The following is a 26,100-nucleotide window of genomic DNA, read 5'->3' on the forward strand; positions in this document are numbered from 1 at the left end:
GGATTTCTCTAATTATAAGCGAAGTAGTTTACCATGCGAGGACTAAGTTTAAACATAGACCCGTTATATTATACTTTACGAAGCGCATCGTACTTTACATTGTAATGGTTGCAGCATGATTCTCCATCAAACACTGTATATCCATTCAGCAATGTTTGTGCAATAATAACCCGTTTACGAGTATTGCTCTATCAATAATCTGGGAAGTGGTATATGGATAACATCGAAGTTCGGGGCGCCCGCACCCATAATCTCAAAAATATCAATTTGGTAATTCCCCGTGACAAGCTAATCGTCATTACTGGGTTGTCCGGCTCCGGTAAATCATCTCTGGCTTTCGATACTCTGTATGCAGAAGGTCAACGACGTTATGTAGAATCACTTTCTGCGTATGCCCGACAGTTTTTGTCATTGATGGAAAAACCGGATGTCGATCATATTGAGGGGCTATCCCCCGCCATTTCAATTGAGCAAAAATCTACTTCCCATAATCCACGTTCTACGGTCGGGACAATTACCGAGATCCACGATTATCTTCGCCTGTTGTTTGCACGGGTAGGCGAACCACGTTGTCCTGATCACGATATCACTCTGGCGGCGCAAACTGTCAGCCAGATGGTGGATAATGTTATGGCACTGCCGGAAGGACAACGGTTGATGTTGCTGGCGCCGGTGGTCAAAGAGCGTAAAGGCGAACATGCCAAACTGTTGGATAATCTCTCTGCACAAGGCTATATCCGCGCCCGTATTGATGGTGAAGTGTGCGATCTTTCTGATCCGCCAAAACTGGAATTACAGAAAAAGCACACTATCGAAGTGGTCGTCGATCGTTTCAAAGTACGTGCTGACCTCGCTCAACGGCTGGCGGAGTCATTCGAAACTGCCCTGGATCTCTCTGGTGGTACTGCTGTCATTGCCAATATGGATGACGAACAAGCTGAGGAACTCGTCTTTTCCGCCAATTTTGCCTGTTCTATCTGCGGCTATAGCATGAGCGAATTGGAACCGCGTCTGTTTTCTTTCAACAATCCCGCAGGCGCTTGCCCGACTTGTGATGGTTTAGGCGTTCAGCAATTTTTCGATCCTGAACGTGTTGTCCAAAATGGCGATATCTCTCTTGCCGGTGGTGCAATCCGTGGTTGGGATCGCCGTAATTTCTATTACTTCCAGATGCTGAGATCGCTGGCAGAACATTATAAATTCGATATCGAAGCGCCATTTAATCAGTTAAACCCAGAGATCAGGAAAGTCGTTTTATACGGCTCAGACAAAGAATCCATTGAATTCAAATACACCAATGATCGTGGTGATGTGACTGTCCGTAACCATCCGTTCGAAGGTGTTCTGCATAATATGGAACGCCGTTATAAAGAAACGGAATCCACTGCCGTACGGGAAGAGTTAGCAAAATATATCAATAATCGCTCCTGCATTTCCTGCGAAGGTACCCGACTGCGAAAAGAAGCTCGCTATGTCTTTATTGAAAGCACTACGCTGCCACAGATTTCGGATTTCAGCATCGGTCATGCGATGGAGTTTTTCCAGAATATTAAACTGAATGGGCAACGGGCGAAGATTGCTGAAAAAGTCCTGAAAGAGATCGGTGACCGGCTAAAATTTCTGGTCAATGTCGGATTGAATTATCTGACGCTTTCCCGTTCAGCAGAAACCCTTTCAGGCGGGGAAGCCCAGCGTATTCGTTTAGCCAGCCAAATTGGTGCAGGCCTTGTCGGTGTGATGTATGTGCTGGATGAGCCTTCCATTGGTCTGCATCAACGCGATAATGAGCGTTTGCTGGAAACGTTGCTGCACCTGCGCAATCTGGGTAATACCGTTATCGTGGTCGAACACGATGAAGATGCTATCCGCGCGGCTGACCACATTATTGATATCGGGCCGGGAGCGGGTATACATGGCGGAGAAATTGTTGCCGAAGGGAGTATCACCGATATCATGGAGAGTGATAAATCGCTCACAGGCAAATTCCTGAGTGGTGAACGTAAAATTGCCATCCCGGAACAGCGCGTGCCTGCCGATCCTGACAAGATGCTGAAACTGATTGGCGCAAAAGGCAATAATCTCAAAAAAGTGACACTAAAACTGCCGGTTGGCCTGTTTACCTGTATCACTGGTGTTTCCGGTTCCGGTAAATCGACCCTGATCAATGATACTCTCTTCCCTATCGCACAGCGCCAGTTAAACGGTGCAACAAACATTAATCCTGCTCCGTATATTGATATTCAGGGATTAGAGCATTTTGACAAGGTTATCGATATCGATCAAAGCCCGATTGGCAGAACACCCCGTTCAAATCCTGCGACCTATACCGGCGTATTTACTCCTGTAAGGGAACTCTTTTCCGGCGTTCCTGAATCCCGCGCCCGTGGCTATACACCGGGACGTTTCAGTTTTAATGTAAAGGGTGGGCGCTGTGAAGCCTGTCAGGGCGATGGCGTGATTAAGGTTGAGATGCACTTCCTGCCTGATGTTTATGTACCTTGTGATCAATGTAAGAGCAAACGTTACAACCGCGAAACACTGGAAATCAAATATAAAGGCAAGAATATTCATGAAGTGTTGGATATGACCATCGAAGAGGCGCGGGAGTTTTTCGATGCCGTTCCTGCCCTCTCCCGCAAACTGCAAACTTTGATAGATGTCGGCCTTTCCTATATTCGTTTGGGTCAATCCGCAACCACACTTTCAGGCGGGGAAGCGCAGCGGGTAAAACTGGCGCGGGAACTATCCAAACGAGGGACAGGCCAAACCCTGTATATCCTTGATGAACCGACAACCGGCCTGCATTTTGCGGATATTCAGCAGTTACTGTCTGTTCTGCATCAACTGCGAGATCAGGGAAATACGATTGTTGTGATCGAACATAATCTGGATGTTATCAAAACTGCTGACTGGATTGTCGATCTCGGACCGGAAGGCGGTAGCGGTGGTGGTGAGATACTTATATCCGGAATACCGGAAGAGGTGGCTCAATGCAAGGAATCATATACCGCCCGTTTCTTGAAGCCGATGCTTGAGCGTGAGTAGTTTACTTTCGTAACGAAAGTAAACTACTATCTCCCCACCCTGTGGGGAGTTTTTTTGTCTATCCGATAACCAATTGTTAACCAAGATTATCTCTATACGTACCAATAAGGGCTATTCTTGCAATCATTTCGAATGAAATAACCTTTCGTAAATCAGTATTGTATTGTTGATCTAATATTATTAATGATCACATTGCCGATGTACTAATGTCATAATGACATAACATATGCTTTAAATTTATAATGGAGATTCTACATGTATATGTTTTTACCATTCTTAATTGCGCTAGTTATTATTGTCACTGTCATTACCGGCAAGAAAAAGCTGACATATACGCTTTGGTTTGCTTTATTCGTCATCACGGTATTTTGGTTTAAATATCATGCTACTGATGCATTAAATCTTTCTTTCTGATCGGAGGCAGTAATGAATAATACAATGTCAGCACAACGTGATATTAACCTCGCGACGGCCTTAAATATTCTCGGTCTGTTCGGCATCAGTGTGATTTTGATAGTCGCATTTTATTATCAGTTAGCGCGTTTTGAACTTCCTTGCCCGTTATGCTTATTACAACGTGCAGGGATCATAATGATTGGTTTCGGATTTTTATTTAATATTTATTTCGGTATAAAAAACTCCCATTATAGCCTTTCAATATTTGGCTGTATTGTGACTGGATTTGTTGCCATGCGTCAGGTTTCTCTTCATATTCTGCCGGGAGATACAGGATATGGTTCAACTTTCTTCGGATTACATTTTTATACCTGGGCTGCAATCCTGTCTATTCTGACTGTTATTGCCATCGCAGTTATTATGCCTCTGAAAGCAGGCAATACGGATTCCTCAAGATATACTCCACCAACATTAGGTAAAGTTGCCATGGGCCTGTTCGCATTTTTGATCGCCGCTAATCTCGTTTCTACTATATTGGAATGCGGTGCTGGTCAATGTGACGACAACCCAACGTTCTATCAGTTATTGAATAAGTAATTCTTTTTATACTGAGATGCGAAGACAGGAAGGCTGACGTATTCACGCAGCCTTCTACTTTTTTCAACGCAAATTTACAGAAAGCTATTCCACCATCATCTGTTCAACAATACCGAATCAATGAAATAACAGACTTCATGTGCCTCTTCAGGTGTTGGAATCGCCAACTTAGCAAGCATTCGATCCAGCACCTTATCCGGTACGACATATTGGCGATCCCGGTTCTGCTGCCGCCAGCGTTTGTAGTCCTGCTCAATATAAACAATCCTGACTTTGGCGTTATAGCCTATGAACAATTTAATCAATTGCTGGCGCATTTGAGCGGTCAGATTAGTCGCATTCCAGATAAAATCTTGTCTACTGCGTAGTTTTTCTCTGGCTTGGTGCTTTGCCTGTTGTACCACCCAACCATTCGCATCTTTATCTTCGGGCCTAATTTGATGTTGACGACGGATCGCATCCAAACTAATAATCGGTATTCCTTCACAATGCTGTTGGATAAAATGGTCTTTTCCCATTCCCGGTAATCCACATAACAAAGTTACCTGACTGCCGTAGTCATCATAAGGCTGATAATCTGGCTGTTCACTATTGCTGGAAAAATAATGAAACCGACCTTCGTCAGAAGAGAATTTTCTCGGTTCACGCCAACAACCCTGTTCACGACAGTAGAGTTCAAACAGCTCAATACGCTCTAGAAATTCTTGTGCATCATGACATGTTCGTCCCAATACATCTGCTTTTGCCAATAAAGTCAGTAGATAAGTATCCACACGCAGTGAGGCTGCCAGTAGTGCCTTTTGTGGATTAGGCTTTTCCATTAACCACAATGGTAATCCATGAAAACGCACAAGCGCGGCAATGTGTTCTCGTGTTGCAAACGGTGTCGGTATTTGCTGAAACAAAATTTGTCTGGTCGTCAATTCGCCTTTACGGGCGTGTCCCGGAGAAATAATACGTCCATCCCAATCCTCCCGCGTCGTGCTGCGCTTTTCTACATCATGCAACAGGGTAGCCACCCAGAGAATTTCCTGTTCTTCAGCCGTCAACAAGGAATATTCTGGCAATTGTTCCAATGCAGCTAATACCATTTGGGTATGAATTGCCACATCACCTTCTGCATGATGAATGGGATCTTGTTGAATCCCATTCATATCAGCAATAAAAGAGAAGGTTGAAGATAAGTAATCCCACGATTTATTGTGACTAAATACCCAGCTCATTCCCTTCCTCCTTCTACACCGTGTTTTTTCAAGTCAGAAAACTCATTTGAGTCAGAAAGGCGTTCGAAACAGAGAGGTGATCTTTTCCAATGTCGCTTCCAATGAATATCTGTTTTGACATGATTTTTTCGCACATATTTAAATACATGATGCGCAAAATCAGTTACCGAATATTCCCCTGCATCACGACTAACAATACCTTCCATTGAACACAAATTTTTGCTTTGTGTATCCCATGAAGAAAAACAACTTCCCTGTTTTGCTGTTTCAATAATGTTTTGCATAAATGCAAATTCATTCCGTGCTTCAGGAATAATGATTTCAGGCACCGTAGGAAAATCGAATAGCGATGCATAAAATTTGACTTCTTCCCAACTGAGCCATCTATTTTTAATTCGTACAGCAAACACAAAAAAATACTCTTCAAGATGAAGATATTCAATAGAATGAATGGCATAAAGGTTCTCACCGAAGATTTCGATATCACCTAAATCATCTTTGATTAATTGCCAACGTTGGCGAATTTGCTGACTCCATGCTGATTGTGTGGGTGCCGCATGTGATCGGGCAAATACGCCATAACGATTTAGACAGTTATTTTCACCGTCTAATTTTTCCGTATGAATAAGCTGCTTAATTTTTTGTATATCCGGCCACCAATGATGGTTAATACGATCGTCACTGGTTGTACCTGGCGAGAACGGGTAATGAAACGTTCTACCATACTTTCTTGATTGCATATCCATAATGCCTTTACTCTTTTATTAACTATCCCAATAAAAGCGCAATAGCGCCTTTACAGACTAATGTTCATCTTAATAACTGATGAAAGAGCTCAAGTATTGGTATTACATTTTCTTTATTTCCATTCATTTAATCTTTTAATGTCAAAAAGATTAAGTTAAATATTCGATTGGGTTTTATATTAAAGGAAGGAGTAAAAATCCAGAGGGTTACTATATATGAAAACATTATATATTGACATATTGAATAAATTTCAATCACTAATAAACAATAAAAACCTGCTATTTTGAGCTATAACAGAGATATCTGTGATATGGCTAATCATTTTATCTTGTTATACGAGATATTCTGTATTACTCATCCTATGGAATGAGCCTTTAATTTACTTGGTTGATGGATTTTCCCCTGCTCGTTATAAGAACAGGGGATTACATACTCGCCGTCTTTCAAGCCGCAGCATTGTTAATTGTGATCACTCACCGCAGCAAACGTTTCTGCAATACGTTGTACGTTATGATGATTGACGCCAGCCATGCAAACACGACCAGTACCGACCAGATAGACGCCAAATTCTTCACGCAATCTATCAACTTGCTCCCGACTGAATCCGGTGTAACTGAACATACCACGCTGGTTCAGCAAGTGATCAAAATTCGTCTCGGGCAAAGCTTGTTGCAATGCATTCACCAATACAGTCCGCATTTCCCGCATACGCAAGCGCATCTGTTCAACTTCATCCAGCCATTGTTTTTTTAATTCAGGATTACCTAATACTCCGGCAACAACCTGAGCACCAAAGTTCGGCGGACTGGAGTATATACGGCGCACACTTGCTTTTAATTGCCCCAGAATACATTCAGTCGTTTCTGCATCATCACCGATAATTGATAAGCCACCAACGCGCTCACCATAGAGTGAAAAGATTTTCGAAAATGAGTTACTGACCAAACAAGGCAGTCCTGCATTTGCCATTGCACGGATAGCATAAGTATCTTCTTCCATACCCTCAGCAAATCCCTGATAGGCGATATCAAAGAAAGGTATTAGCTCCCGTTCTTCCGTAACCTGAACGACTTGATCCCACTGATCATTGGTTAAATCTGAGCCCGTTGGATTATGGCAGCAAGGGTGCATCAAAATAATGCTTTTTGCCGGCAGTTGCTTGAGTTTTGCCAGCATTTCATCGAATTTTACCCCTTTGGTTTTATTATCAAAATAGGGGTAATAATTCACCTTGATCCCTGCTCCGGCAAAAATGGAAGCATGATTTTCCCATGTTGGATCACTGCACCATACTTCGGAATCAGGAAAATAACGGTGCAAGAAATCCGCACCCACTTTCAATGCACCTGAACCACCCACTGTTTGAATGGTTGCGATACGCTTCTGCTTTAACAATGGGTGATCTTTACCGAACAGCAATTCCTGAATTGCCACACGATAAGCCAGCAAACCTTCCATCGGCAGATAAAGAGACGCTGACTGAGGCAAAGCACAGATTTGTTTTTCTGCGGTTGCAACAGACTGTAATTGTGGCGTTATGCCCTGTTCATCGTAATACAGTCCGATGCTCAGATTGATTTTGTCTGTACGAGGATCTTTTTTAAATTCTTCCACCAACGACAGGATCGGATCGCCTGCATATGCATCAACATTCTGGAACATCAAGTTATACTCCCTGCTATTAAATTATCCCCTTGATATTTCAAGTTATAGCTTTCAAATTATGGCCTTGTTGGCTGCACCTGAAATCTCTCGGGCATATAAAAACTAATTAACAAACAGTATAACTTATCGAATTATTCGTCTAGATATTCCATTTCAACACGTGAAGTCAGTTTAGTAATCAGTTCGTAAGCGCTGATCCCTGAATGTTCCGCGATTCTTTCAACAGGTAGCACTCTGCCCCAAAGGGTCACTTCATCCCCGACTTTATCCTGACACGCAGGCCCTAAGTCCACGGTAATCATGTCCATTGAAACCCGGCCAACAAGCAGCACTTCCCGGCCATTGACAAAGACTGGGGTACCCGCAGGCGCACTGCGGGGATAACCATCACCATATCCCATCGCTACGACACCAATACAAGTATCATGCTCGCTACACCATGTACCACCGTATCCTATCGACTCACCTGCTTTATGTTTACGCACAGCAATTAAACTGGATTTTAATGTCATGGCAGGGATCAGTTTGAAATCAGCGGCAGTTTTGTCTGCCATCGGCGAAGCTCCGTACATCATGATGCCAGGACGTACCCAATCCAAATGTGATTGTGGCCACAACAGAACGCCCCCTGATGCCGCTATGGATTTTTCACCAGATTTATTCGCAGCGAATGCCATAAAATGGTCAATTTGTTGTTGGGTCGTTTCTACTTCTGGTTCATCTGCACGACTGAAATGGCTGATGATATTCACAGGCTGCTCTACGTTATGGCAGCGATTCAGGCGCTGATAAAATGCTTCCGCTTCGTCAAGCCTGACTCCCAGACGATGCATCCCTGTATCCAATTTCATCCACACTTTAATCGGATGGGACAAATCAACCTGTTCCAGTGCTTCTAATTGCTCAATGCTATGCACTACGGTCTCAATATGATTGGCGACCAATACGGGTAAATCTGCTGCCTCAAAAAAACCTTCCAATAGTAAAATTGGCTTAACGATCCCACCACTACGCAAGGCAAGCGCTTCCCCAATTCGAGCAATACCGAAACAATCAGCATCTTCCATTGTGTACGCAACTTCTAATACACCATGTCCATAGGCGTTTGCTTTCACAACTGCAATCACTTTGCTGTCAGGAGCTTGTATCCTGACCTGTTGCAGGTTATGTCGCAGAGCGCGGCGGTTGATAACAGCAGTTGCCGCTTTCATTTCATCCCCTTTTTATGTTTTTCCGATTCAGGTCTGATAAATAACCGCCTACCGCCATAGACACCAATGATTACAGATCATTTGAATATGAACGATAGGCTCTGAGTTTATTCGTCGCTATAGCTTGGCCCTGCGTAATTATCGAATCGTGACCATTGGCCATTAAACGTCAGCCTTACTTTACCGATAGGGCCATTACGCTGTTTACCAAGGATTATTTCTGCCACACCTTTTAGTTCGCTGTTATCGTGATAAACCTCATCACGATAGATAAACATGATCAAGTCGGCATCCTGTTCGATAGAGCCTGATTCACGTAAGTCAGAGTTAACCGGGCGTTTATCAGCCCGCTGTTCCAAACTACGGTTAAGCTGGGAGAGTGCAACAACCGGTACCTGGAGCTCTTTCGCTAATGCTTTCAGTGAGCGGGAAATTTCCGCAATTTCCAGTGTTCGGTTGTCAGACAAAGAAGGCACCCGCATCAATTGCAGGTAGTCGATCATAATTAAGCTAAGCCCGCCATGTTCACGGAAAACTCGTCGGGCGCGGGAGCGTACTTCTGTAGGCGTCAAACCGGATGAGTCATCGATATACATATTGCGTTTTTCCAGCAAAATACCCATGGTACTGGAAATACGCGCCCAATCTTCGTCATCAAGCTGACCAGTACGAATGCGTGTTTGGTCCACGCGGGAAAGGGATGCCAGTATACGCATCATGATCTGGTTGCCGGGCATCTCAAGACTGAAAATCAGGACAGGCTTATCCTGCATCATCGCTGCGTTTTCACACAAGTTCATCGCAAAAGTGGTTTTACCCATTGAAGGACGGGCCGCCACGATGATTAAGTCCGATTTTTGCAAGCCAGCGGTCTTTTTATCCAGATCCTGATAGCCAGTAGAAACGCCTGTTACGCCATCATGCGGGCGCTGATAGAGCTGCTCAATTCGTTCGACAGTCTCTTCAAGGATCTGCTCAATGCCTTTCGGGCCTTCATCTTTATTGGCCCGATTCTCCGCAATTTGAAATACCCGCGATTCCGCCAGATCCAATAATTCTTCGCTGGTTCGCCCTTGTGGATCATAGCCCGCATCTGCGATTTCATTTGCCACCGAGATCATATCGCGCACGACGGCACGTTCACGGACAATATCAGCATAAGCATTGATGTTAGCAGCACTTGGAGTATTTTTCGATAACTCCGCCAGATAAGCAAACCCGCCGACATTATCGAGATCCCCATTCAGCTCAAGCGATTCAGATAACGTAATCAGGTCGATAGGTTTACCCGTCTCGAGCAAACGCTGCATCTCAGAGAAAATACGCCTGTGTGGTCGGCTGAAAAAATCATTGCTGGTAACTCGCTCAGATACGTTATCCCAACGTTCATTATCCAGCATCAAACCGCCCAACACGGATTGCTCTGCTTCCAAAGAGTGAGGTGGAAGTTTCAGCCCTTCCACTTGGCGATCTTTTGGTTCAGCCATACTGTTGTTAGTTGGTTTTTTTCCAGCCATGTACACCGCTTCAATCTATTAAAAAAGAACAAAATAGCGCATCAGTATACGCCATGAAAACAGCCTTGAGTAATTATATATAGTCTGCACTTATAGTTAAGATATAATCACTTGATATTAAATAAATAAATTTTATTTATTAACTGAATTTTCCTTACTTGTTTATATAATTGTTTATACATAAAACACTGAACGAACCTATAAACAAAACATAAGATAAGAACAATATAAAAGAAAGAAAAGAATTAAGAGTGAATTTGTGATAAATAAAAAGCAGACAGTACATTAAATGTACTAATCTATAGAGTATTGTAACGCATTTCGTTGGTCGCTATGAAGGGATTGCGGGGTATTACCGTCCATATCTAAATAACGGCTTGGCCAAATTTCTGCGGGGTGAATGCCGAGGTAATTGGCAACGATCCATTCCCCTTTAGGCCAAGTGCGTGATAATACATTTGCTAATACATTTGCTAATGTAGAAGAACTGAGTCCAGCTTCGCGGGAAACTGCGGCAAGCGTTGTACCGCGTTTACGTAATGCGGCGATAACATCGGCTTGATGCCAGTCTGGTTTGACATTAATCATCTTTGCTACCCCTTCCATTAATTGAGAAAATTGATGGTGGCGATTCAAGACAGGGTTTGCAGACCGGATGTATCCAACCGGTGAGGCCGAAGCCTCCCCTGCCTGAACCGCCATTGAACAGGCGATAGCAGGCACACTGGTAGAAATTTCCTACCAGTGGGATACATTCAAGGCTGCAAAACCTTGACCATCGGATTTTGCCAATGGCGGAGCTACTTTAATGAATTGGTTTATCAAATTTAATAAGTGAACCAGTAAAACAGCTTAACTTTTTGCGTTATATGCCATTAAGTATATTAAAGTGCTTCAGAACAGGGGCTGATTGCCCCTGATGTTGGAATAATCTGTGAAATTGAGATGAACTCACAGGAAGCTGCGAGTTAAAAGTTATCTATATTGATTCAGTCTTAAGCTGCTCTAACTATATAATTGAATGCTATATTTCGGGGGCGGGTTGCACCTATATAATGATAGTCATAATAATGATCTGTGTGCCATACTCCTCCCGATGTTGCTTTTGCACGCAACTTAATTTCTGTATCTGGGAGATTCGGAGTATCCCAATTTAACTCTTCACGTCCATTAAGTGAAAAATTTACAACTCTATCAGCAGAAGTTTTAGCTTCTTGCACTACATAAGAACCTTCCTGCCATGATAGCATTGTACGGTTAGAGTCGACTCCTCGCTCATTATCCCAGCCACGAATAAATTCCCCTCTCAAATCAGGTAATATTCCTGATGGATAGGCAATAGCAAGTTTCGGGTATTTGGATTTATCAAATGGCTCACCATTACATATAAACCATCCTTCCGGTGCCGTTTCTGTCGGCCAAGGAACGGGAACACCAACAGGTAATACCGATCCTTCTGCTAGACCAAGGTTCTTAACAAATTCCTCTTTGTTAGGTATATCTGCTCCATTTTGGTCTTTTGCCAGACGAGTATCAGCATTATCATTAGCTTTGTTTGCTAAATCATTTGCCGCTTTAACTGCTTTAGATGTTGCTGCATGAGTTTCACTATCACTACAAACATCATTACTGAGAGTGACAAAACCCCTATCGTCCAATGTTGCATAGGGATGATTCCGACTTGCGGCGTGTTGTTCGATGGCTTCTTTAATTGAGTCTTTGACATACTCCGGTGTGGTAACAATAACCAGATTACTATCTTCTGAAACAGGTGCATCAGGCTTCTTATCTTGCATAGTAATTCCCTCATTTAATCAACAATACACATTGCTAAGTAACATGAAGGCGGTGGGATACTGCTCCGCCAGTGAACATCAATAAAATCGGTTCATCAATATTGGAGAGTACGGATTGACTAATATTTGACAGGTTGCATGTTTTGACGGCAGGATGACATAAAATAACAGGCGGGGAATTAATAAAATATATCCATCTGTAAGCAATGGACACATAACGGTTACGGTATTTGTTTTTGAGTAAGAATTTCAGGTCAATCAGGCTATCCGCTTCAAGGGTTGCAACTTCCAGTTTTTGCAATGTGCCAACCGCGCGAATCTTGTCGGCTTGGGTATCACGGGGATAAGACAGGAAGCCTTTCGCTTTTTTGCTGCCGTAACCACTCACGAGATCCGTTTCTTCGGTATCGACAAACGTGTCGGCAATTTCAGCGGTCAGCCAGCCTAAGATATCTACATCGCTAAAATCGATAATCTCTTGGGTTGTCTTAGGATAGGCGTAGATGGGGAAAAGTTTAATGCTAACTTCTTCCATTTTTGGCGTGGCAGTCTCAGTACGTGCCTTGCCTTCTTCCCCGTATGCCACGGCAGCACCGCCGACAGAAACAAGCTGTTTGTATTCGTTGCCGCGCGTAGTTTTAACTGAACAGATACGGCGCATGACTGACTCATCAGTCAATTGCTGCATGATTTTTTTGTTCAATTCAGGGATAACGGTATAGCCGCCATCAGACGGAACGCCCGTAGATAGGGAACGAGACTCACCAGTCAGAACATAGTGGCGCAATTCGTCGAACTGTTTGGATTCATCGCTGGTGAGTGAACATTTTTAAATTTCGGCTTTGGTAAGCAGTGAACGCATTTGATGGTTTAAATCGGACTTTTGTTGACGTAATTCGAGTAATTTTTTCATGATATTTTCATAATTAATTTGTTTTCTCAGTAAGTGAGTTTTTTAACAGAATGAAAAATAACAAGAAAGAACTCTAACTATGATGTTTGAATATACAATAAATTTAATGCTTGTTGTTTAACAAAATAATTAGATTAAGCACTTCCATTAAAAATGAAGTAGAGTAAAATACAATAAGTAACACAGTCATTATTACCTGTGTTTCTCAAGGTAAAAAAATTAACAATCAGAGCTATGGTTTTTTCAGATAGCTAATTGGAGTATTAAAATGTCTGATAGAGATTCGTTAATATCGTATATAGATAAAATTCGATCAAATAAAACAAATAACTATCAATTCAATAATATACGAATGGATTTTATTAATTGTCAAATAATATTAAAGCATTTAAATGCGACATCCAGTATGAATGCACATCCTACTATTATGACTATAAATGATTTTGCTAATTCCATACATGAATTAAACAATTTGAATAATAATGAGCACAAGAGATTTGTGATTAATGCTGGTGATGATAGAACACATTTTGCCGTAGCTAATGTTTTTAAAGATATGGATAATAATATTTCTATCATTTTTGTTGATTCAAGTCACGGAAGAAATCAGTTTATTTTTTCCATATTATATATTAAGCTTAATAAACTTAATGATGTTTCCAATATAAAAACCCTTTATATTTACAACCAAATACAAAATAGTGATGCAGATTGTTTACTCTTTTCACTCCATTTTTTGAAAAAGATGCATAAATATAGCGATCACTTTGTAAAGCTTCATCAAGATCTTTTCAATAATAAAATAGAATTTATTAGAGAAAGCCATACTCCTTACGATCTAGGATTTGATGATGCCTTATTGAAGACAGCTAAGGTAGTATTTTTCGATCAAGCAATAAAATTATTGCCTATTGATTTTTTTAAACACGCACAGTCAATGAAGATAATGGATACTTATAATAATTACTTCAAAAATCATTTGGGTGAAATCAATAAGGATATGAAAGCAAATAAACAGCCAGGAGGAAGAGAGACATTAATAGACAGATATAAGCGCCATGAAGTAACCCGAACAATTGCCGAAAAAAAACGAACCTACAGTAACTCTATTGAAGAAAAAAGACTTAGCCTTGCTGAGGCTGCGCTACGTTGGCTCGATGAGTCATAAATAAAAAATAAGAATGATAACTTTTCATCTTTTGAGCTACTTCTTCGAGATAGAGGTTATTTGGGGCTATCACAAACCCAAATTTCAAGCGGGGTTTATATCCAATAAAGCCAATTTCACCAAAGGTGAAAATAAAATTGTCTCTGATTTCGTTTACTTGCCAGAAGCCCCCCCTGAAAATCTTTTTCATCCTCTCAGTTATGCACCCTCTGCACAATACTCTGAAAGCCTTGCTACATCTGATTTGAGGCAATTAACATGATATTCACTGACTGTATCACCTGTTCACCCACTTTTTAGATTAATGAAGAGCATGTAGAGTTGATGTACAGTTAAAAAATAACTATACATCTATTATTTTCTTTTAAATACAGTTAGATATTTGAAATAGTGTAATGATGGTGTCAGGCGCTCCGGTAATTTCAAATACCGGAATAAAGCTCCCTTTTTTCTGAGTGCCGGAAACAAGGTGTTTTTCACCGTTTGGTTTGATGGTCTGAGCGCCCGTGATAGTACCGTCCAGTATCTGAGTCACCAGTAATAGAGAATCCTGTAATAACCGCTGATTGGGGCATTGCAGCCCCTTTTTCACCAGATACAGAAATTCTCCCCTTATCGACTTTTCCACCAGCACCGAGATCCGTTCCGCAATAGGTTTTACTGTTCGAGGCTGATCTTTAACTGGTTTGGGTTCAGGCAACGGCATCGCCAACACATCAGCAACCTGCTTAGCGGCGGCCAGAATAGTGATACCTTTAGCTCTTGCCACTAAATCCAGACCATCACCATGATTGGGCTGGTCACACTGGCGACAATGCCAGTCGCCGTGATGGTTATCGTCTATAAAGTGAAAACGGTCAGTACCGCCGCATATCGGGCAAACGCCATGCTTCCCCTTTGCAGGAACATCAACGCCACAAGCTGGCAATAGGCTTTGCCAGTGATTCATGGCGGATTAATGCTCATGTCCATCATTAAACGAATTAATACCGATTATTGCACTGCTTTCAATATAACCACATTCTCATAATTACCCGCCACTACATCAAGCCGCTCACACCATTTGTTTAAAGCGTCCAGCTTCTCTGGTAGGTATTGGCTCTTGTTGTATATCGCCATAATGCCCGGCAAAGCGTGGCCTAGAAGCTGTTCGACAATATGTGGCGCTATTCCCATGTCATTTAATTTAGTTGCGAACGTTCGCCTCAAGTCATGCAAAGACCACTCCTCGTCATGCTCTAATTTTTTCCATATTTTTCTGCCATATTGGGCGACTGCTTCAAGTTTTTTAAATTCTCCTAAGAGGTAATCACTTTTATTGTTTTGATAAACAAGATTTTCTAAAAATGCTTTCATACATTCTGGTATCGGACGAATGATTTTCTCGCCTGTTTTGCTATTTTCTTTTGGAACAGTCCATAACATAGAATTAAAATTCCATTCTGAACATTTAGACAGCCTGACCTCTCGTGTCCGGCAACCAAATACAACCAGTATTTTCAATAGATTATTATAATAAGGTAGGTAAATACCTGAATTTATGGATTCCCATAATTGACCAAGTTCATTATCTTCTAAATACTGCTGACCTTTATTTTGTTTTTGTCCAACATCCTGAATAGTTAAATCATCCAATACATGGCTAACTGCATACCTTCTTACTCGGCAAAATTTTAGAGCTTGCTTGCACAGTTGAAATACAGAACCAGAAGCCACCGGCGCTTTCTTTTTCATTCTATCAAAGCATTGCAGCCAATATATTGTTTCACAATCAGACAATGCCATTTCACCAATATAAGGATAAATATGCTTTTCTAATTGGAGAATGAGGGTATCGATATTCACTCGATTCTCTCTACCGTAGTGCTCTATCCAATATTCGATAGCATCTTTTACAGTGACTGGTTTTAATGATTCTTGCATTACTAAGTTAAATTGGAGCTTTGGATCTTTACCGGATGCCAACCAGTTACGGCATTTGTCCCGTGTTTCACGAGCTTGTTTGAGTGGCATATCAGGATAGCGCCCAATGGTAAGGCGGTTTAACTTTTTACCATCAAGTCGGTAGGTAAAAACCCAGCTAATGCCACCAGCTTTAGATGCTTTGGCACTCAATCCAGCACCATCGGCAAAAAACTCAATATTATCCCTTTCTTTCCCGTTCAGGGTTCTAAGTTTTTTGTCACTGAGCTTGTTTAATTCGGCAGCCATGATTACTCAAGGTATTTATACAAATGTTTATACATAGTGTGCTGCAAGAGTGAGGAAACGTCAATAAACACTGTAACAACATACAGTTGGATAGCTTATTAATTACTTGATATTTATATAAAAACAATCATCATGGACAAACATCAAAACACAAAGTTAATATAGATAATCTGTAATGATTTCAGTTACATTTACGCCGTTTACAGCGTTTTCATTGCAAACGTGCGAGGCTCTTACCAATATTCCCTACATAATGAGAGAGTTACTATGGCAAAACGCATCGAATTTTCCGCCACTGGCGGCCCTGAATTACTCCAATATGGTGAATTCACGCCTGCTGATCCTGCGCCTGACGAAGTTCAGGTAGAAAATAAGGCCATCGGAATTAATTATATTGATACTTATGTTCGCAGTGGGTTATATCCTCCAGCCAGCTTGCCAAGTGGGCTTGGAATGGAAGCCGCTGGCATAGTCACCAAAGTTGGCTCAAATGTAACATCAGTCAAAATTGGTGATCGTGTGGCTTATGCGCAGTCTGGCGTCGGCGCTTACAGCGAAGTGCATAATGTGCCGGAAAGCAGACTCGCTCTCCTGCCCGATGAAATTTCATTCGAACAAGCCGCAGCATCACTGTTGAAAGGTCTGACCGTCTACTATTTATTCCATCAGACATACCAAATTCAAGAAGGTGAAACTTTCTTATTCCATGCCGCAGCAGGTGGAGTTGGCTTGATCGCCTGCCAATGGGCAAAAGCGCTGGGAGCAAAATTGATTGGAACAGTAGGTTCTGATGAAAAAGCCGCTCTTGCTAAAGAAGCGGGCGCATGGCAGACCATCAATTATAACGATGAAAATATTGTAGAGCGTGTTTTAAACTTTACTGGAGGGGAGAAAGTCAGTGTCGTTTATGACTCCGTAGGTAAAGCCACGTGGCTGGATTCACTGGATTGTCTTAAGCGCCGGGGTTTGATGGTCAGTTTCGGCAATGCTTCCGGGCCTGTCACTGGCGTCGATTTAGGGCTTCTCAACCAAAAAGGTTCTCTGTTTGTCACCCGACCTGCTATTAACGGCTATATCACCACCCGGGAAGAATTAAATGAAGCCAGCAAGGCTCTGTTTGATTTGATCGCCAGCGGAAAAATCAATGTGAACGTACCAGAAAACCAGAAGTTCCCATTGAGCGAAGCGGTAAAAGCGCATCAGGCACTGGAAAGCCGCGCCACTCACGGCTCCAGTTTACTTATTCCGTAATGCCGCACAATCTGGGCGGATTACATCCGCTCAGTCACCATTTCCAACGCTTTTTCAATTACCATAATATCAGCACCCGGTTTATGAGCGTTTTCACTCAAGTGACGGCGCCATTGACGAGCACCGGGGATACCTTGAAATATTCCCAAGATATGGCGGGTGACATGCCCTAAATAAGTGCCTTTTGATAATTCCTGTTCGATATAAGGGTAAAGTGCCTTAATCGCATCAATCGTATTCGTTACTGGTGCTTTCTGATCAAACAACTCACTATCTACTTGTGCCAGAATAGAGGGGTTTTGATAAGCTTCTCGCCCAATCATCACGCCATCCACATACTGCAAGTGTTGCCTTGCTTCTTCCAGTGACTTAATGCCACCGTTGATAGAAAGCGTCAGTTGAGGGAAATCTTTCTTCAACTGATAGACACGAGGGTAATCCAAAGGCGGAATTTCACGGTTTTCTTTTGGGCTCAGACCGGACAACCATGCCTTGCGCGCATGGATAACAAAATTATCGCAATCGCTATTTTTCACGACAGTATTGATGAAATCGCACAAAAACTCGTAGCTATCTTGCTCATCAATCCCGATGCGGGTTTTGACGGTAACAGGGATATCAACTACATCCTGCATCGCCTTAACACAATCGGCCACCAGCATTGCGTCTCCCATCAGACAAGCACCAAAACGACCATTCTGCACGCGATCAGAAGGACAACCGACATTCAAATTGATTTCATCATAACCCCGATCCTGCGCAATCTTGGCACATTGAGCCAATGCCTGAGGATCGCTGCCGCCCAACTGCAATGCCAGTGGATGTTCATGTTCGTTATAAGCCAGATAATCCCCTTTGCCATGAATAATCGCGCCTGTCGTCACCATTTCTGTGTAAAGCAAAGCTTCTTTACTCAACAGGCGATGGAAATAACGGCAATGACGGTCAGTCCAGTCCAACATGGGCGCAACGGAGAAGCGGGAGGGTTTGAATTTATAGGCTTTTTCGCCATTTTCAGAAATATAATTAAATTCTTTATTTTCGTGCATTTTAGGCTATTTTCAGTTTATCGGTACGCCATCCAGTACACCATTGAAAGTGGTGAACTGGCGTCTTTAGAGGTGAGTAATGACCGATTATAACATAGTGCAACGACCTCGCATTGATGATGCTATTAGTGATGATGCCATTAGTGATGAGACGTTATTTACCTATACTCAACATATCAAAAATAACCTGTGAGAATTGACGGGTTTTTTCTGGATCAGAAAGAAGCTGCATCATCTGATTTTGATGTGCTGTGCTGCTGCTCAGGATTGCATCATCAATCGCTTGGGGAAAATCGCCTAACATCACCTGTTCACGCGTGTTATTCGCTATTTGACTCATTACCGTTTCGTTTTCGGTCAGTTTATCCCGCACGGTGAAAGCATAGTTAATCATGTCCTTGATGGTCAGATTATCCGTAATAAAAACTTCATTTAACCGCTCAATAATAAGGGATAATAACTCTTCTTTTTTGTCTTTAGGTTTGGCAGTTCCAATGTCATTGCTTGGCTGGAGTTTATATTCAGCGCTATTTTCTTGTAGTTGAAGGTCTTGCTGACGTATCTTCGATACACGATAGTGACTCATAACGACGTTGTTGAGATCGATCTCATCTTCCGCAACGACTTTTTCACGCAGCAACGGACGCAGATGACGCGCGTAAAGACTGAGTTTTTCCAGTTCTCTATCATCATAATCGACAATTTGTGACATAAATTCATAAAAACGGGTAAAACTGCCTAAATCTTTTTTGAAGATTTCAAGACGATCTTTTTCTTTCGTACAATCTTTAAGACTGTTTTCAGCATTGGCGATTAATACCGCATCATTAGTTTTCTTTGTACGCTCAGACATTTCTTTGGCTTTAACATAAGCCTGTATTGCTGAACTGTAGCGCTTCTGCCAACGTTCTACCGCAGGCTTGCAAATATTGCTTATCGCAGCAGGAGACTTATTTTTAGTGAAGAAAGCCTCGATAAATTGCTCCACTTCAGACCACTGAAAAATACCGCTGCTACGCAGTTTTTCAAATAAATCAAATATCTTGTCAGGATCAGAAACATCCCCTAATTCTGCCACTTGGTAATAAGGCTGGAAAGCATCCAGAATATCCTGCGGTTCGTTAAAGAAATCCAAAACAAATGTGCCTGATTCGGCTTTTCCCGGGTAAGTCCGATTTAAACGTGAAAGAGTCTGGACACATTCCACTCCTGCTAACTTTTTATCCACATACATGGCGCATAACTTTGGTTGATCAAAACCCGTTTGGAATTTATTTGCGACCAATAGCACTTGATAGTCATCACTATCAAAGGCTTTACGCATCTCCCGGCCTTTTAGGTTTGGATTCATCCCCCGTTCCGTAAATTTTTGATCAAGCAACATAGAGCTATCGGGGTCACTCGAATCAAACTCTACTTCACCAGAAAAGGCGACCATTGCTTTAATGGATGAATAACCATTTTCAGCCACGTATTTATCAAATGCCAACTTATAGCGTACGGCTTCCTTACGAGAACGGGTAACAACCATCGCTTTTGCTTGGCCACTCAACAGGTGAATGACATTCTTTTTAAAATGTTCCACAATCACTTTCACTTTTTGTGAAATATTGTAATCATGCAGCCGCACCCAATGGCTGAGTTTGACTTTGGCTTTACCAGCGTCTACTTCTTTGTCCTTCGCTTCAACCTTTTGCGCCAATTGATAAATTACCTTGTAATTGGTGTAATTTTTCAGGACATCAAGAATAAATCCTTCTTCGATGGCTTGGCGCATTGAATAAATATGATAGGCCTCAGGTTTATTCTGTTTTGAAGCAGGCAAGTCTGGATTGGGACGACGACCAAATAATTCTATGGTTTTAGCCTTTGGTGTTGCGGTGAAAGCATAATAACTGATATTAAGACTACCGGAACGAGCTGCTATCATTGCGTTAATAGCATCTTCCGAAGAAGGTTCAACATCCTCCGCTTCTTTCTTCATCAGCGCTTTTTTTAATTCAGCGGCTGCCAAACCAGTTTGTGATGAATGGGCTTCATCAGCAATTACTGCATAACGACGTTCTTTCAGACTTGTGCTGTTCTCAATTGCATCAAGCACAAACGAAAAAGTTTGGATGGTAACAATAATGATTGATCGTGAGGTTTCTAACGCAGTAGCCAATTTTTCTGATTTTGAACCATCCCTTTTTTTATTGCTGATACGCTCAACAACACCGTCTTTATGTTCAAATTGATAGATAGTTTCTTGTAGCTGATCATCTAAAACAGTCCGGTCTGTGATCACAATGACCGAGTGAAACTGTTTGTCACCTTGTACATCATGCAAAGTAGATAATTGGTGTGCTGTCCATGCAATAGAGTTGGATTTACCTGAGCCTGCACTGTGTTGAATCAGGTATTTATTGCCTATACCCTCTTTAACTGCCGCATTAATCAACTTTGTCACCACATCCCATTGATGATAACGCGGGAAAATCAGCGTCTCTCTTTTAGACTTATATCCCTGTTCATCTTCTTTTTCTTCAATTTGTAGATGAACAAAGCATCCAATGATATTCAGTAAATTATCCGGAGTTAAAACTTCATTCCAAAGATAATCAGTGGCATAACGATTTGGATCATCAGGAATATCATTACCTGCACCGCCATCGTGCGTACCTTTATTAAAGGGTAAGAAAAAAGTCTCTTCACCTGCCAGTCTTGTTGTCATATAGACTTCATACTGGCTGACAGCAAAATGCACCAACGCACCACGTTTAAAAGCCAACAGGGGTTCTAATTTTTTGGTGGCCGGGTCTTTCGGTCGTCGTGTGTTCTTATACTGTGCAATTGCACTGTCTACCGCCTGTTTAAATTCTGATTTCAGTTCTAATGTCGAAACAGGCAACCCATTGATAAACAAAACCAGATCAATACGCCACTTTTTGGCTTGTTTTCCGGTGAGATCTAAATGCTCTTTCGTTGCATAAGGACTATAGACCAATTCCGGTACAATACGGCAGATATTCTGCTGGTAACGCGCCAATGTATCAGGATTAAGGGCATGTTCTGGTTTAAACTGGCACAGAGAAAAACGGGCATTTCGGATTTTTAAGCCGTGGCGCAATGCACCCAAAGTACCATAGGTACGTGAAGCTCTATCGGTGGCATTGATATCCGCCTTCTTAAGCTGAGCAACCAATGCGGCTAAAAAGTGACGTTCAGAATCGACAGGAAAAACTTTGCAGAACTTTTCCCATTCTTTAGGTTGAGTTTGCTGAACAAAAATCAATACATCTTGCTCATACAGTGCTGATTCACGGCTATAGCCTTCCGGTTTACCTTGTACCCAGCCATTGCTCACCATTTGGGAAATAATATCGGCTTGAAAAGTCCTTTCCTGCGTTACGTCTTTCATTGTTTTGTATTTACTCTTTCAGTCCTGTAGACAATTAATAAACGTTCATCACTGATTACTTTTTACTTTGTTTATCACTTAGAAGTTTCAATTCATCCGCTAAATCTTTATCAACCCGAGAAGGATGTATACCTTTGATCCGGCGGTATTTATCGTATTCCTGCTTGGTTTTTTGTTTAGCTTACTTTTGACAAATCATGCCTGCATAAATGGCTTTGATATGCTGAGTGATTGCTTGCTTGGTGGGTAACGGGTGCTTGCCAATGACGAACATCAATTTTGCCTGTAACTGCGGCGGAGATTAGGGCGGTGCGGCGTTCTTGCATCAATCGAATTACCTCATTAGCTTTACTTTCGAGACTATCAAATTTTTTAAGTACGAAATGAATATATTTTATTAATGAAATTCTCTCTTTTTCAGAAGGCAAACAAAAAACAAACTTAGATATCTGTTCAAAATTCAACCCTTCTCTATTTCCACCTGTCTGTATAGATACTATTTGTTCTTTAATTGATACAGACTTCATTACAAGCGATACGTATTCACTCAACGATTTTGGCATCCTTATGATGCAAACGTGTTGATTTACATTAGTTTCTATAAAATTTTTAGGTACCAAACAACTTCGACCAATTGAACCACCAGTAATATTTAGCAGAATATCTCCCCCATAAACTTTTGTTCCCTTCATCTCCTCATGTATATTCTCCGAAATGAAGACACTTTCTGATTTTCCTATGCGTAAACCATCATCATAAATATTCTGACTACGCAAAAACAACACTCCATCCTCTTGGTAGATTTCAGCACCGCCTTTTGGTGTTTTGCCACTACCAATTTTTAAAGTATGGAATCCTATTCTCGTGATATTCCAATGCGTTGGCACATTCCCCAACCACTCCACACCAGAATCTTTCATTGGCACATCAAGGTTCAGCCCTTTAGTCACAGCATGGCTAATTACTGCTTGGCGTTTTTCTTTGAGTAACTTAATTAGTTGTTGTTGTTGTTTTTCAATCAAAGTGTCTATTTTTGCTGTTTCATGATCGAGGAAATCGGCTATTTGTTCTTGTTCATTCACCATTGGTAACAGCAATGGCGATGCTTTGAGCTTTTCTGCTGTATAATGAGCGATTGTAGCTTTATTACAGAGAACATTAATATAATCTGAGGCCTTTAAGTAAGTTATCCAATAATTAAAGAATTTTGTACTATTATCATTGACAGTTCTTACTCGATTAATCGCATTCTGGATGTAACATTCTGCAATTTCATTATTCCAGAGAACAGATCTCCCAACATCGCCACCTTCACTCACTAATACATCTCCAGGAAGAAGTAATAAGTTCTTGCACTCTTCAGGAGAAAACCACATTTGATCTACTTTTGATAGATTAATACCATTTGGCTGTATATTTTGAGCTTTAAGGTATGGCCTGAGTATATCAACACTGGATTTAGGTGATTTCTGCAACATCTTGCCTAATGTAATATTATAGCCATATTTTACTTGAGTTAGCTTCCAGTGACTGGGTACATATCCCAACCATTCAACCCCAGAGTCCTTATATTCCGGATACGCCTGATACTTACTCATTACGAATGCACCTCTTGCAGCAGTTTCATAATCTCGGCACTGACTTTATCCAAATCGGCATCAATGGCTGCAAGGTCACGCGGTGGCTGATAGACATAAAAATAGCGGTTAAAGGGAATTTCATACCCGATTACGCCGATTTCACCCTCTTTTTCATCGCGCTTATCCGCATTGATCCAGGCATCAGCAACATGCGGTTGTACTTCACGTTTAAAGTAATCTTCAATTAACTGTGTTGTCGTCGTTGCTGGATCAAGTGGCACATTTTCGTTATCACGCAAATCACCATCCTGTTGTAATTCAACGACTTTACCTTGGTAGTTAAATGCACCATAAAGTGGCTGGGCTTTTTCTTTTAATACTTTGGCAATCACAGGCTCAGCCTCTGGATTTTTCCACGTAATCGCATCAATGAATTGCTTTTTCTCTTTGGTATCAAGTTTGATACCTGCTGTTTTAAGCGCATCCTTAAGAACCTGCTCAAACTGGTTAAAATCATTAAACTGCTCTGATCCAATAATACTTTGCAGTTTTCGCGCCTTTTCCAGTAATGACTTCTGGAATAACCATATTTTGCTATCCAATAGATCTTTGATCTGTTTCTCTTTAAGTTCCGGGAAATTCCGTTTGACCATTGCGCGGATTTTGTCTTCTACTTTATTCAAAGAGCCATAAGTCTCTGCAGTCCATTCCGAGCCAAATGCTTCATAAATAGCAGACATCGCCGCATTAAATGGTTTTGGTGCAAAACGCAGTGATTCCACCGCTTGATCGGTAATTTGCGCAGACAAACGTAAGGGGCGTTCAATGGTTAAACGGCGATAACCAAAAGCGTAGGTTTCAAAGATTTTGCTCGCAAAAGGCTTTTGACTATCGGTAGCACCATCTTGGATCTGAGTATCAGCTTCTTCAAACTGACCGTAATTAAGTGTAATGGCCCGGATTGCTTCATCGGTAAGATAATGACGTTTTGAACCCAGAGACTTACGCATTTTGCTGCTCAGGTTTGTAGCATTAATCAGTTGCACTTTACCTTTACGTTCTGGCACTTTTTTATTACTCAGTATCCACACGTAAGTTGCAATGCCCGTGTTGTAGAACATGTCGGTCGGCAAGGCGACAATCGCTTCAAGTAAATCAGCTTCCAGAATATAGCGACGAATTTCACTTTCGCCACTGCCTGCACTGCCCGTAAACAGTGGTGAACCATTAAGGATAATGCCGATACGACTACCCTCAATAGCTCTACCATCAACAAAACGAAGATCACGCATTTTGCTGAGCAGATGCATCAGAAATAGCAAAGAACCATCAGAAACACGTGGTAATCCCGCACCAAAACGACCATCAAAACCTTTTACAGCATGTTCACTTTTGATGTCTTCTTCTATCTTTTTCCAATCCACACCAAATGGCGGATTTGACAGCATATAGTCGAATTTATCGGCTGGTAGTTGGTCATTAGATAAAGTATTGCCCAATTTAATACGGCTGACATCCTGACCTTTAATCAGCATATCCCCTTTACAAATCGCATAGGATTCAGGATTTAATTCCTGACCAAAAGCAACCATCCTCGCTAATGGACTACCTTTCAGAACATATTCCATACCCGCAGACAGGAATCCACCCGTTCCAGCGGTAGGATCATAAATTGTTCTAATTGAACCTGGTGTATAACTGTCTTCATCTCCAGTAAAAACAAGCGATGTTGTTAGATCTACAATATCACGCGGGGTAAAGTGTTCCCCTGCTGTTTCATTGGAACTTTCTGCAAAGCGGCGGATTAACTCTTCAAATATCAAGCCCATTTCATGATTAGAAACCACATCGGGACTGAGAGGTGTTGTAGCAAATTTTTTCACTATCTTGTAAAGCAAGTTAGCCTCATCCAATAAGCCAATAAATTCATAAAAATTAAAATGTTCAAAAATTTCACGTGCATCCTTGGAAAACGACTGTATGTAATTCTCTAAGTTATCTTTGATGCCATTTTGCCCCATCTTGCCAAGATTCATTGGTGAGATATTAAAGAAAGCTAATCCATTGACTGCACGAAATAAGAATTTCTCCTGTGCCTCTTCCAGTAGCTTCATAGGCTTAATACGTTCGTATTCAGCAACAACTGCATCTTTACTCTGTTCCAGTACGCATTCCAACCGACGGAGCAGCGTAAATGGCAAGATCACCCGCCCATATTGAGATTGTTTGAAGTCACCACGAAGCAAATCAGCAACTGACCAGATAAAAGCAGCGGTTCGAGAAAAATTTGAGTTCGTCATAACAGCACATAATTTTGAGAAAATTAATTGG

General features: G+C 41.6%; 17 protein-coding genes and 2 pseudogenes. 5 read left to right on the forward strand and 14 right to left on the reverse strand.

Annotated elements, in window-relative coordinates; all coding sequences use genetic code 11:
* Positions 1 to 213: 213 nt before the first annotated feature.
* From uvrA to FE394_RS15040, 3 genes are all read left to right on the forward strand, one after another.
* Positions 214 to 3,045 (forward strand): excinuclease ABC subunit UvrA, encoded by a 2,832-nt coding sequence (uvrA, locus tag FE394_RS15030; RefSeq protein ID WP_319927175.1) that lies wholly within the window; start codon positions 214 to 216, stop codon positions 3,043 to 3,045.
* A gap of 261 nt (positions 3,046 to 3,306) precedes the next feature.
* Complete coding sequence (locus FE394_RS15035; protein ID WP_419836350.1) at positions 3,307 to 3,459, forward strand: DUF5993 family protein; 153 nt, start codon at positions 3,307 to 3,309, stop codon at positions 3,457 to 3,459.
* A 12-nt stretch (positions 3,460 to 3,471) separates the two neighbouring features.
* Positions 3,472 to 4,038 (forward strand): disulfide bond formation protein B, encoded by a 567-nt coding sequence (locus FE394_RS15040; protein ID WP_319927176.1) that lies wholly within the window; start codon positions 3,472 to 3,474, stop codon positions 4,036 to 4,038.
* A gap of 95 nt (positions 4,039 to 4,133) precedes the next feature.
* Here FE394_RS15040 and FE394_RS15045 read toward each other — a convergent pair whose 3' ends face one another.
* From FE394_RS15045 to FE394_RS15080, 8 genes and pseudogenes are all read right to left on the reverse strand, one after another.
* Positions 4,134 to 5,261 carry an AAA family ATPase gene (locus tag FE394_RS15045; RefSeq protein WP_319927177.1) on the reverse strand — a complete coding sequence of 376 codons (1,128 nt, stop codon included), beginning with the start codon at positions 5,259 to 5,261 and terminating at the stop codon, positions 4,134 to 4,136.
* Positions 5,258 to 6,007, reverse strand: coding sequence for an RNA ligase family protein (locus FE394_RS15050; RefSeq protein ID WP_319927178.1), 750 nt, complete (start codon positions 6,005 to 6,007; stop codon positions 5,258 to 5,260). Before FE394_RS15050 ends, FE394_RS15045 begins: the two co-directional genes overlap by 4 nt.
* A 460-nt stretch (positions 6,008 to 6,467) precedes the next feature.
* Entirely contained in the window at positions 6,468 to 7,670 is a 1,203-nt protein-coding gene (locus tag FE394_RS15055; RefSeq protein ID WP_319927179.1) for an amino acid aminotransferase, read from the reverse strand.
* A 134-nt stretch (positions 7,671 to 7,804) separates the two neighbouring features.
* A complete protein-coding gene (alr, locus tag FE394_RS15060) occupies positions 7,805 to 8,884 on the reverse strand; it encodes an alanine racemase (protein WP_319927180.1) in 1,080 nt (359 codons plus the stop codon).
* Between the two features lie 107 nt (positions 8,885 to 8,991).
* Positions 8,992 to 10,401 (reverse strand): replicative DNA helicase, encoded by a 1,410-nt coding sequence (gene dnaB / locus FE394_RS15065; RefSeq protein ID WP_319927181.1) that lies wholly within the window; start codon positions 10,399 to 10,401, stop codon positions 8,992 to 8,994.
* A gap of 294 nt (positions 10,402 to 10,695) precedes the next feature.
* Positions 10,696 to 10,989, reverse strand: a complete 294-nt coding sequence (locus tag FE394_RS15070; protein WP_319927209.1) for a helix-turn-helix domain-containing protein — start codon at positions 10,987 to 10,989, stop codon at positions 10,696 to 10,698.
* A gap of 407 nt (positions 10,990 to 11,396) precedes the next feature.
* Complete coding sequence (locus FE394_RS15075; protein WP_319927182.1) at positions 11,397 to 12,197, reverse strand: phage tail protein; 801 nt, start codon at positions 12,195 to 12,197, stop codon at positions 11,397 to 11,399.
* Positions 12,198 to 12,408: 211 nt separating this feature from the next.
* Positions 12,409 to 13,110: pseudogene (locus tag FE394_RS15080) on the reverse strand (phage major capsid protein); the annotation flags it as partial.
* 268 nt (positions 13,111 to 13,378) lie between these two features.
* On the opposite strand from FE394_RS15080, the gene FE394_RS15085 reads away from it, so the two are divergent.
* Positions 13,379 to 14,278, forward strand: a complete 900-nt coding sequence (locus FE394_RS15085; RefSeq protein WP_319927183.1) for a YopJ family acetyltransferase — start codon at positions 13,379 to 13,381, stop codon at positions 14,276 to 14,278.
* A 394-nt stretch (positions 14,279 to 14,672) separates the two neighbouring features.
* On the opposite strand, the pseudogene FE394_RS15090 reads toward FE394_RS15085, so the two are convergent.
* Positions 14,673 to 15,227: pseudogene (locus tag FE394_RS15090) on the reverse strand (primase-helicase zinc-binding domain-containing protein); the annotation flags it as partial.
* A gap of 44 nt (positions 15,228 to 15,271) precedes the next feature.
* Positions 15,272 to 16,489: a tyrosine-type recombinase/integrase gene (locus FE394_RS15095; protein ID WP_319927184.1), complete on the reverse strand. Its 1,218-nt coding sequence runs from the start codon at positions 16,487 to 16,489 to the stop codon at positions 15,272 to 15,274.
* 267 nt (positions 16,490 to 16,756) lie between these two features.
* Here FE394_RS15095 and FE394_RS15100 point away from each other — a divergent pair, with 267 nt between their 5' ends.
* Entirely contained in the window at positions 16,757 to 17,740 is a 984-nt protein-coding gene (locus tag FE394_RS15100; protein ID WP_319927185.1) for a quinone oxidoreductase, read from the forward strand.
* Positions 17,741 to 17,760: 20 nt separating this feature from the next.
* Here FE394_RS15100 and dusA read toward each other — a convergent pair whose 3' ends face one another.
* The 4 genes from dusA to FE394_RS15120 form a co-directional block, all read right to left on the reverse strand.
* Positions 17,761 to 18,789 carry a tRNA dihydrouridine(20/20a) synthase DusA gene (dusA, locus tag FE394_RS15105; RefSeq protein ID WP_319927186.1) on the reverse strand — a complete coding sequence of 343 codons (1,029 nt, stop codon included), beginning with the start codon at positions 18,787 to 18,789 and terminating at the stop codon, positions 17,761 to 17,763.
* 154 nt (positions 18,790 to 18,943) lie between these two features.
* Positions 18,944 to 22,189, reverse strand: coding sequence for a type I restriction endonuclease subunit R (locus tag FE394_RS15110; RefSeq protein ID WP_319927187.1), 3,246 nt, complete (start codon positions 22,187 to 22,189; stop codon positions 18,944 to 18,946).
* 176 nt (positions 22,190 to 22,365) lie between these two features.
* Complete coding sequence (locus FE394_RS15115; RefSeq protein ID WP_319927188.1) at positions 22,366 to 23,787, reverse strand: restriction endonuclease subunit S; 1,422 nt, start codon at positions 23,785 to 23,787, stop codon at positions 22,366 to 22,368.
* Positions 23,787 to 26,069 carry a type I restriction-modification system subunit M gene (locus FE394_RS15120; RefSeq protein WP_319927189.1) on the reverse strand — a complete coding sequence of 761 codons (2,283 nt, stop codon included), beginning with the start codon at positions 26,067 to 26,069 and terminating at the stop codon, positions 23,787 to 23,789. The genes FE394_RS15115 and FE394_RS15120 overlap by 1 nt, the downstream gene beginning before the upstream one ends.
* Positions 26,070 to 26,100 lie beyond the last annotated feature (31 nt).

This window comes from Xenorhabdus littoralis, assembly GCF_033949345.1.
Classification (GTDB): domain Bacteria; phylum Pseudomonadota; class Gammaproteobacteria; order Enterobacterales; family Enterobacteriaceae; genus Xenorhabdus; species Xenorhabdus littoralis.

Coding starts and splice junctions, on each gene's coding strand:
- FE394_RS15095 (WP_319927184.1), bottom strand. CDS start 16,489: ATGGCTGCCGAATTAAACAAGCTCAGTGACAAAAAACTTAGAACCCTG.
- uvrA (WP_319927175.1), top strand. CDS start 214: ATGGATAACATCGAAGTTCGGGGCGCCCGCACCCATAATCTCAAAAAT.
- FE394_RS15055 (WP_319927179.1), bottom strand. CDS start 7,670: ATGTTCCAGAATGTTGATGCATATGCAGGCGATCCGATCCTGTCGTTG.
- FE394_RS15045 (WP_319927177.1), bottom strand. CDS start 5,261: ATGAGCTGGGTATTTAGTCACAATAAATCGTGGGATTACTTATCTTCA.
- FE394_RS15100 (WP_319927185.1), top strand. CDS start 16,757: ATGGCAAAACGCATCGAATTTTCCGCCACTGGCGGCCCTGAATTACTC.
- FE394_RS15110 (WP_319927187.1), bottom strand. CDS start 22,189: ATGAAAGACGTAACGCAGGAAAGGACTTTTCAAGCCGATATTATTTCC.
- alr (WP_319927180.1), bottom strand. CDS start 8,884: ATGAAAGCGGCAACTGCTGTTATCAACCGCCGCGCTCTGCGACATAAC.
- FE394_RS15070 (WP_319927209.1), bottom strand. CDS start 10,989: ATGATTAATGTCAAACCAGACTGGCATCAAGCCGATGTTATCGCCGCA.
- dnaB (WP_319927181.1), bottom strand. CDS start 10,401: ATGGCTGGAAAAAAACCAACTAACAACAGTATGGCTGAACCAAAAGAT.
- FE394_RS15035 (WP_419836350.1), top strand. CDS start 3,307: ATGTTTTTACCATTCTTAATTGCGCTAGTTATTATTGTCACTGTCATT.
- FE394_RS15040 (WP_319927176.1), top strand. CDS start 3,472: ATGAATAATACAATGTCAGCACAACGTGATATTAACCTCGCGACGGCC.
- FE394_RS15120 (WP_319927189.1), bottom strand. CDS start 26,069: ATGACGAACTCAAATTTTTCTCGAACCGCTGCTTTTATCTGGTCAGTT.
- dusA (WP_319927186.1), bottom strand. CDS start 18,789: ATGCACGAAAATAAAGAATTTAATTATATTTCTGAAAATGGCGAAAAA.
- FE394_RS15115 (WP_319927188.1), bottom strand. CDS start 23,787: ATGAGTAAGTATCAGGCGTATCCGGAATATAAGGACTCTGGGGTTGAA.
- FE394_RS15075 (WP_319927182.1), bottom strand. CDS start 12,197: ATGCAAGATAAGAAGCCTGATGCACCTGTTTCAGAAGATAGTAATCTG.
- FE394_RS15050 (WP_319927178.1), bottom strand. CDS start 6,007: ATGGATATGCAATCAAGAAAGTATGGTAGAACGTTTCATTACCCGTTC.
- FE394_RS15085 (WP_319927183.1), top strand. CDS start 13,379: ATGTCTGATAGAGATTCGTTAATATCGTATATAGATAAAATTCGATCA.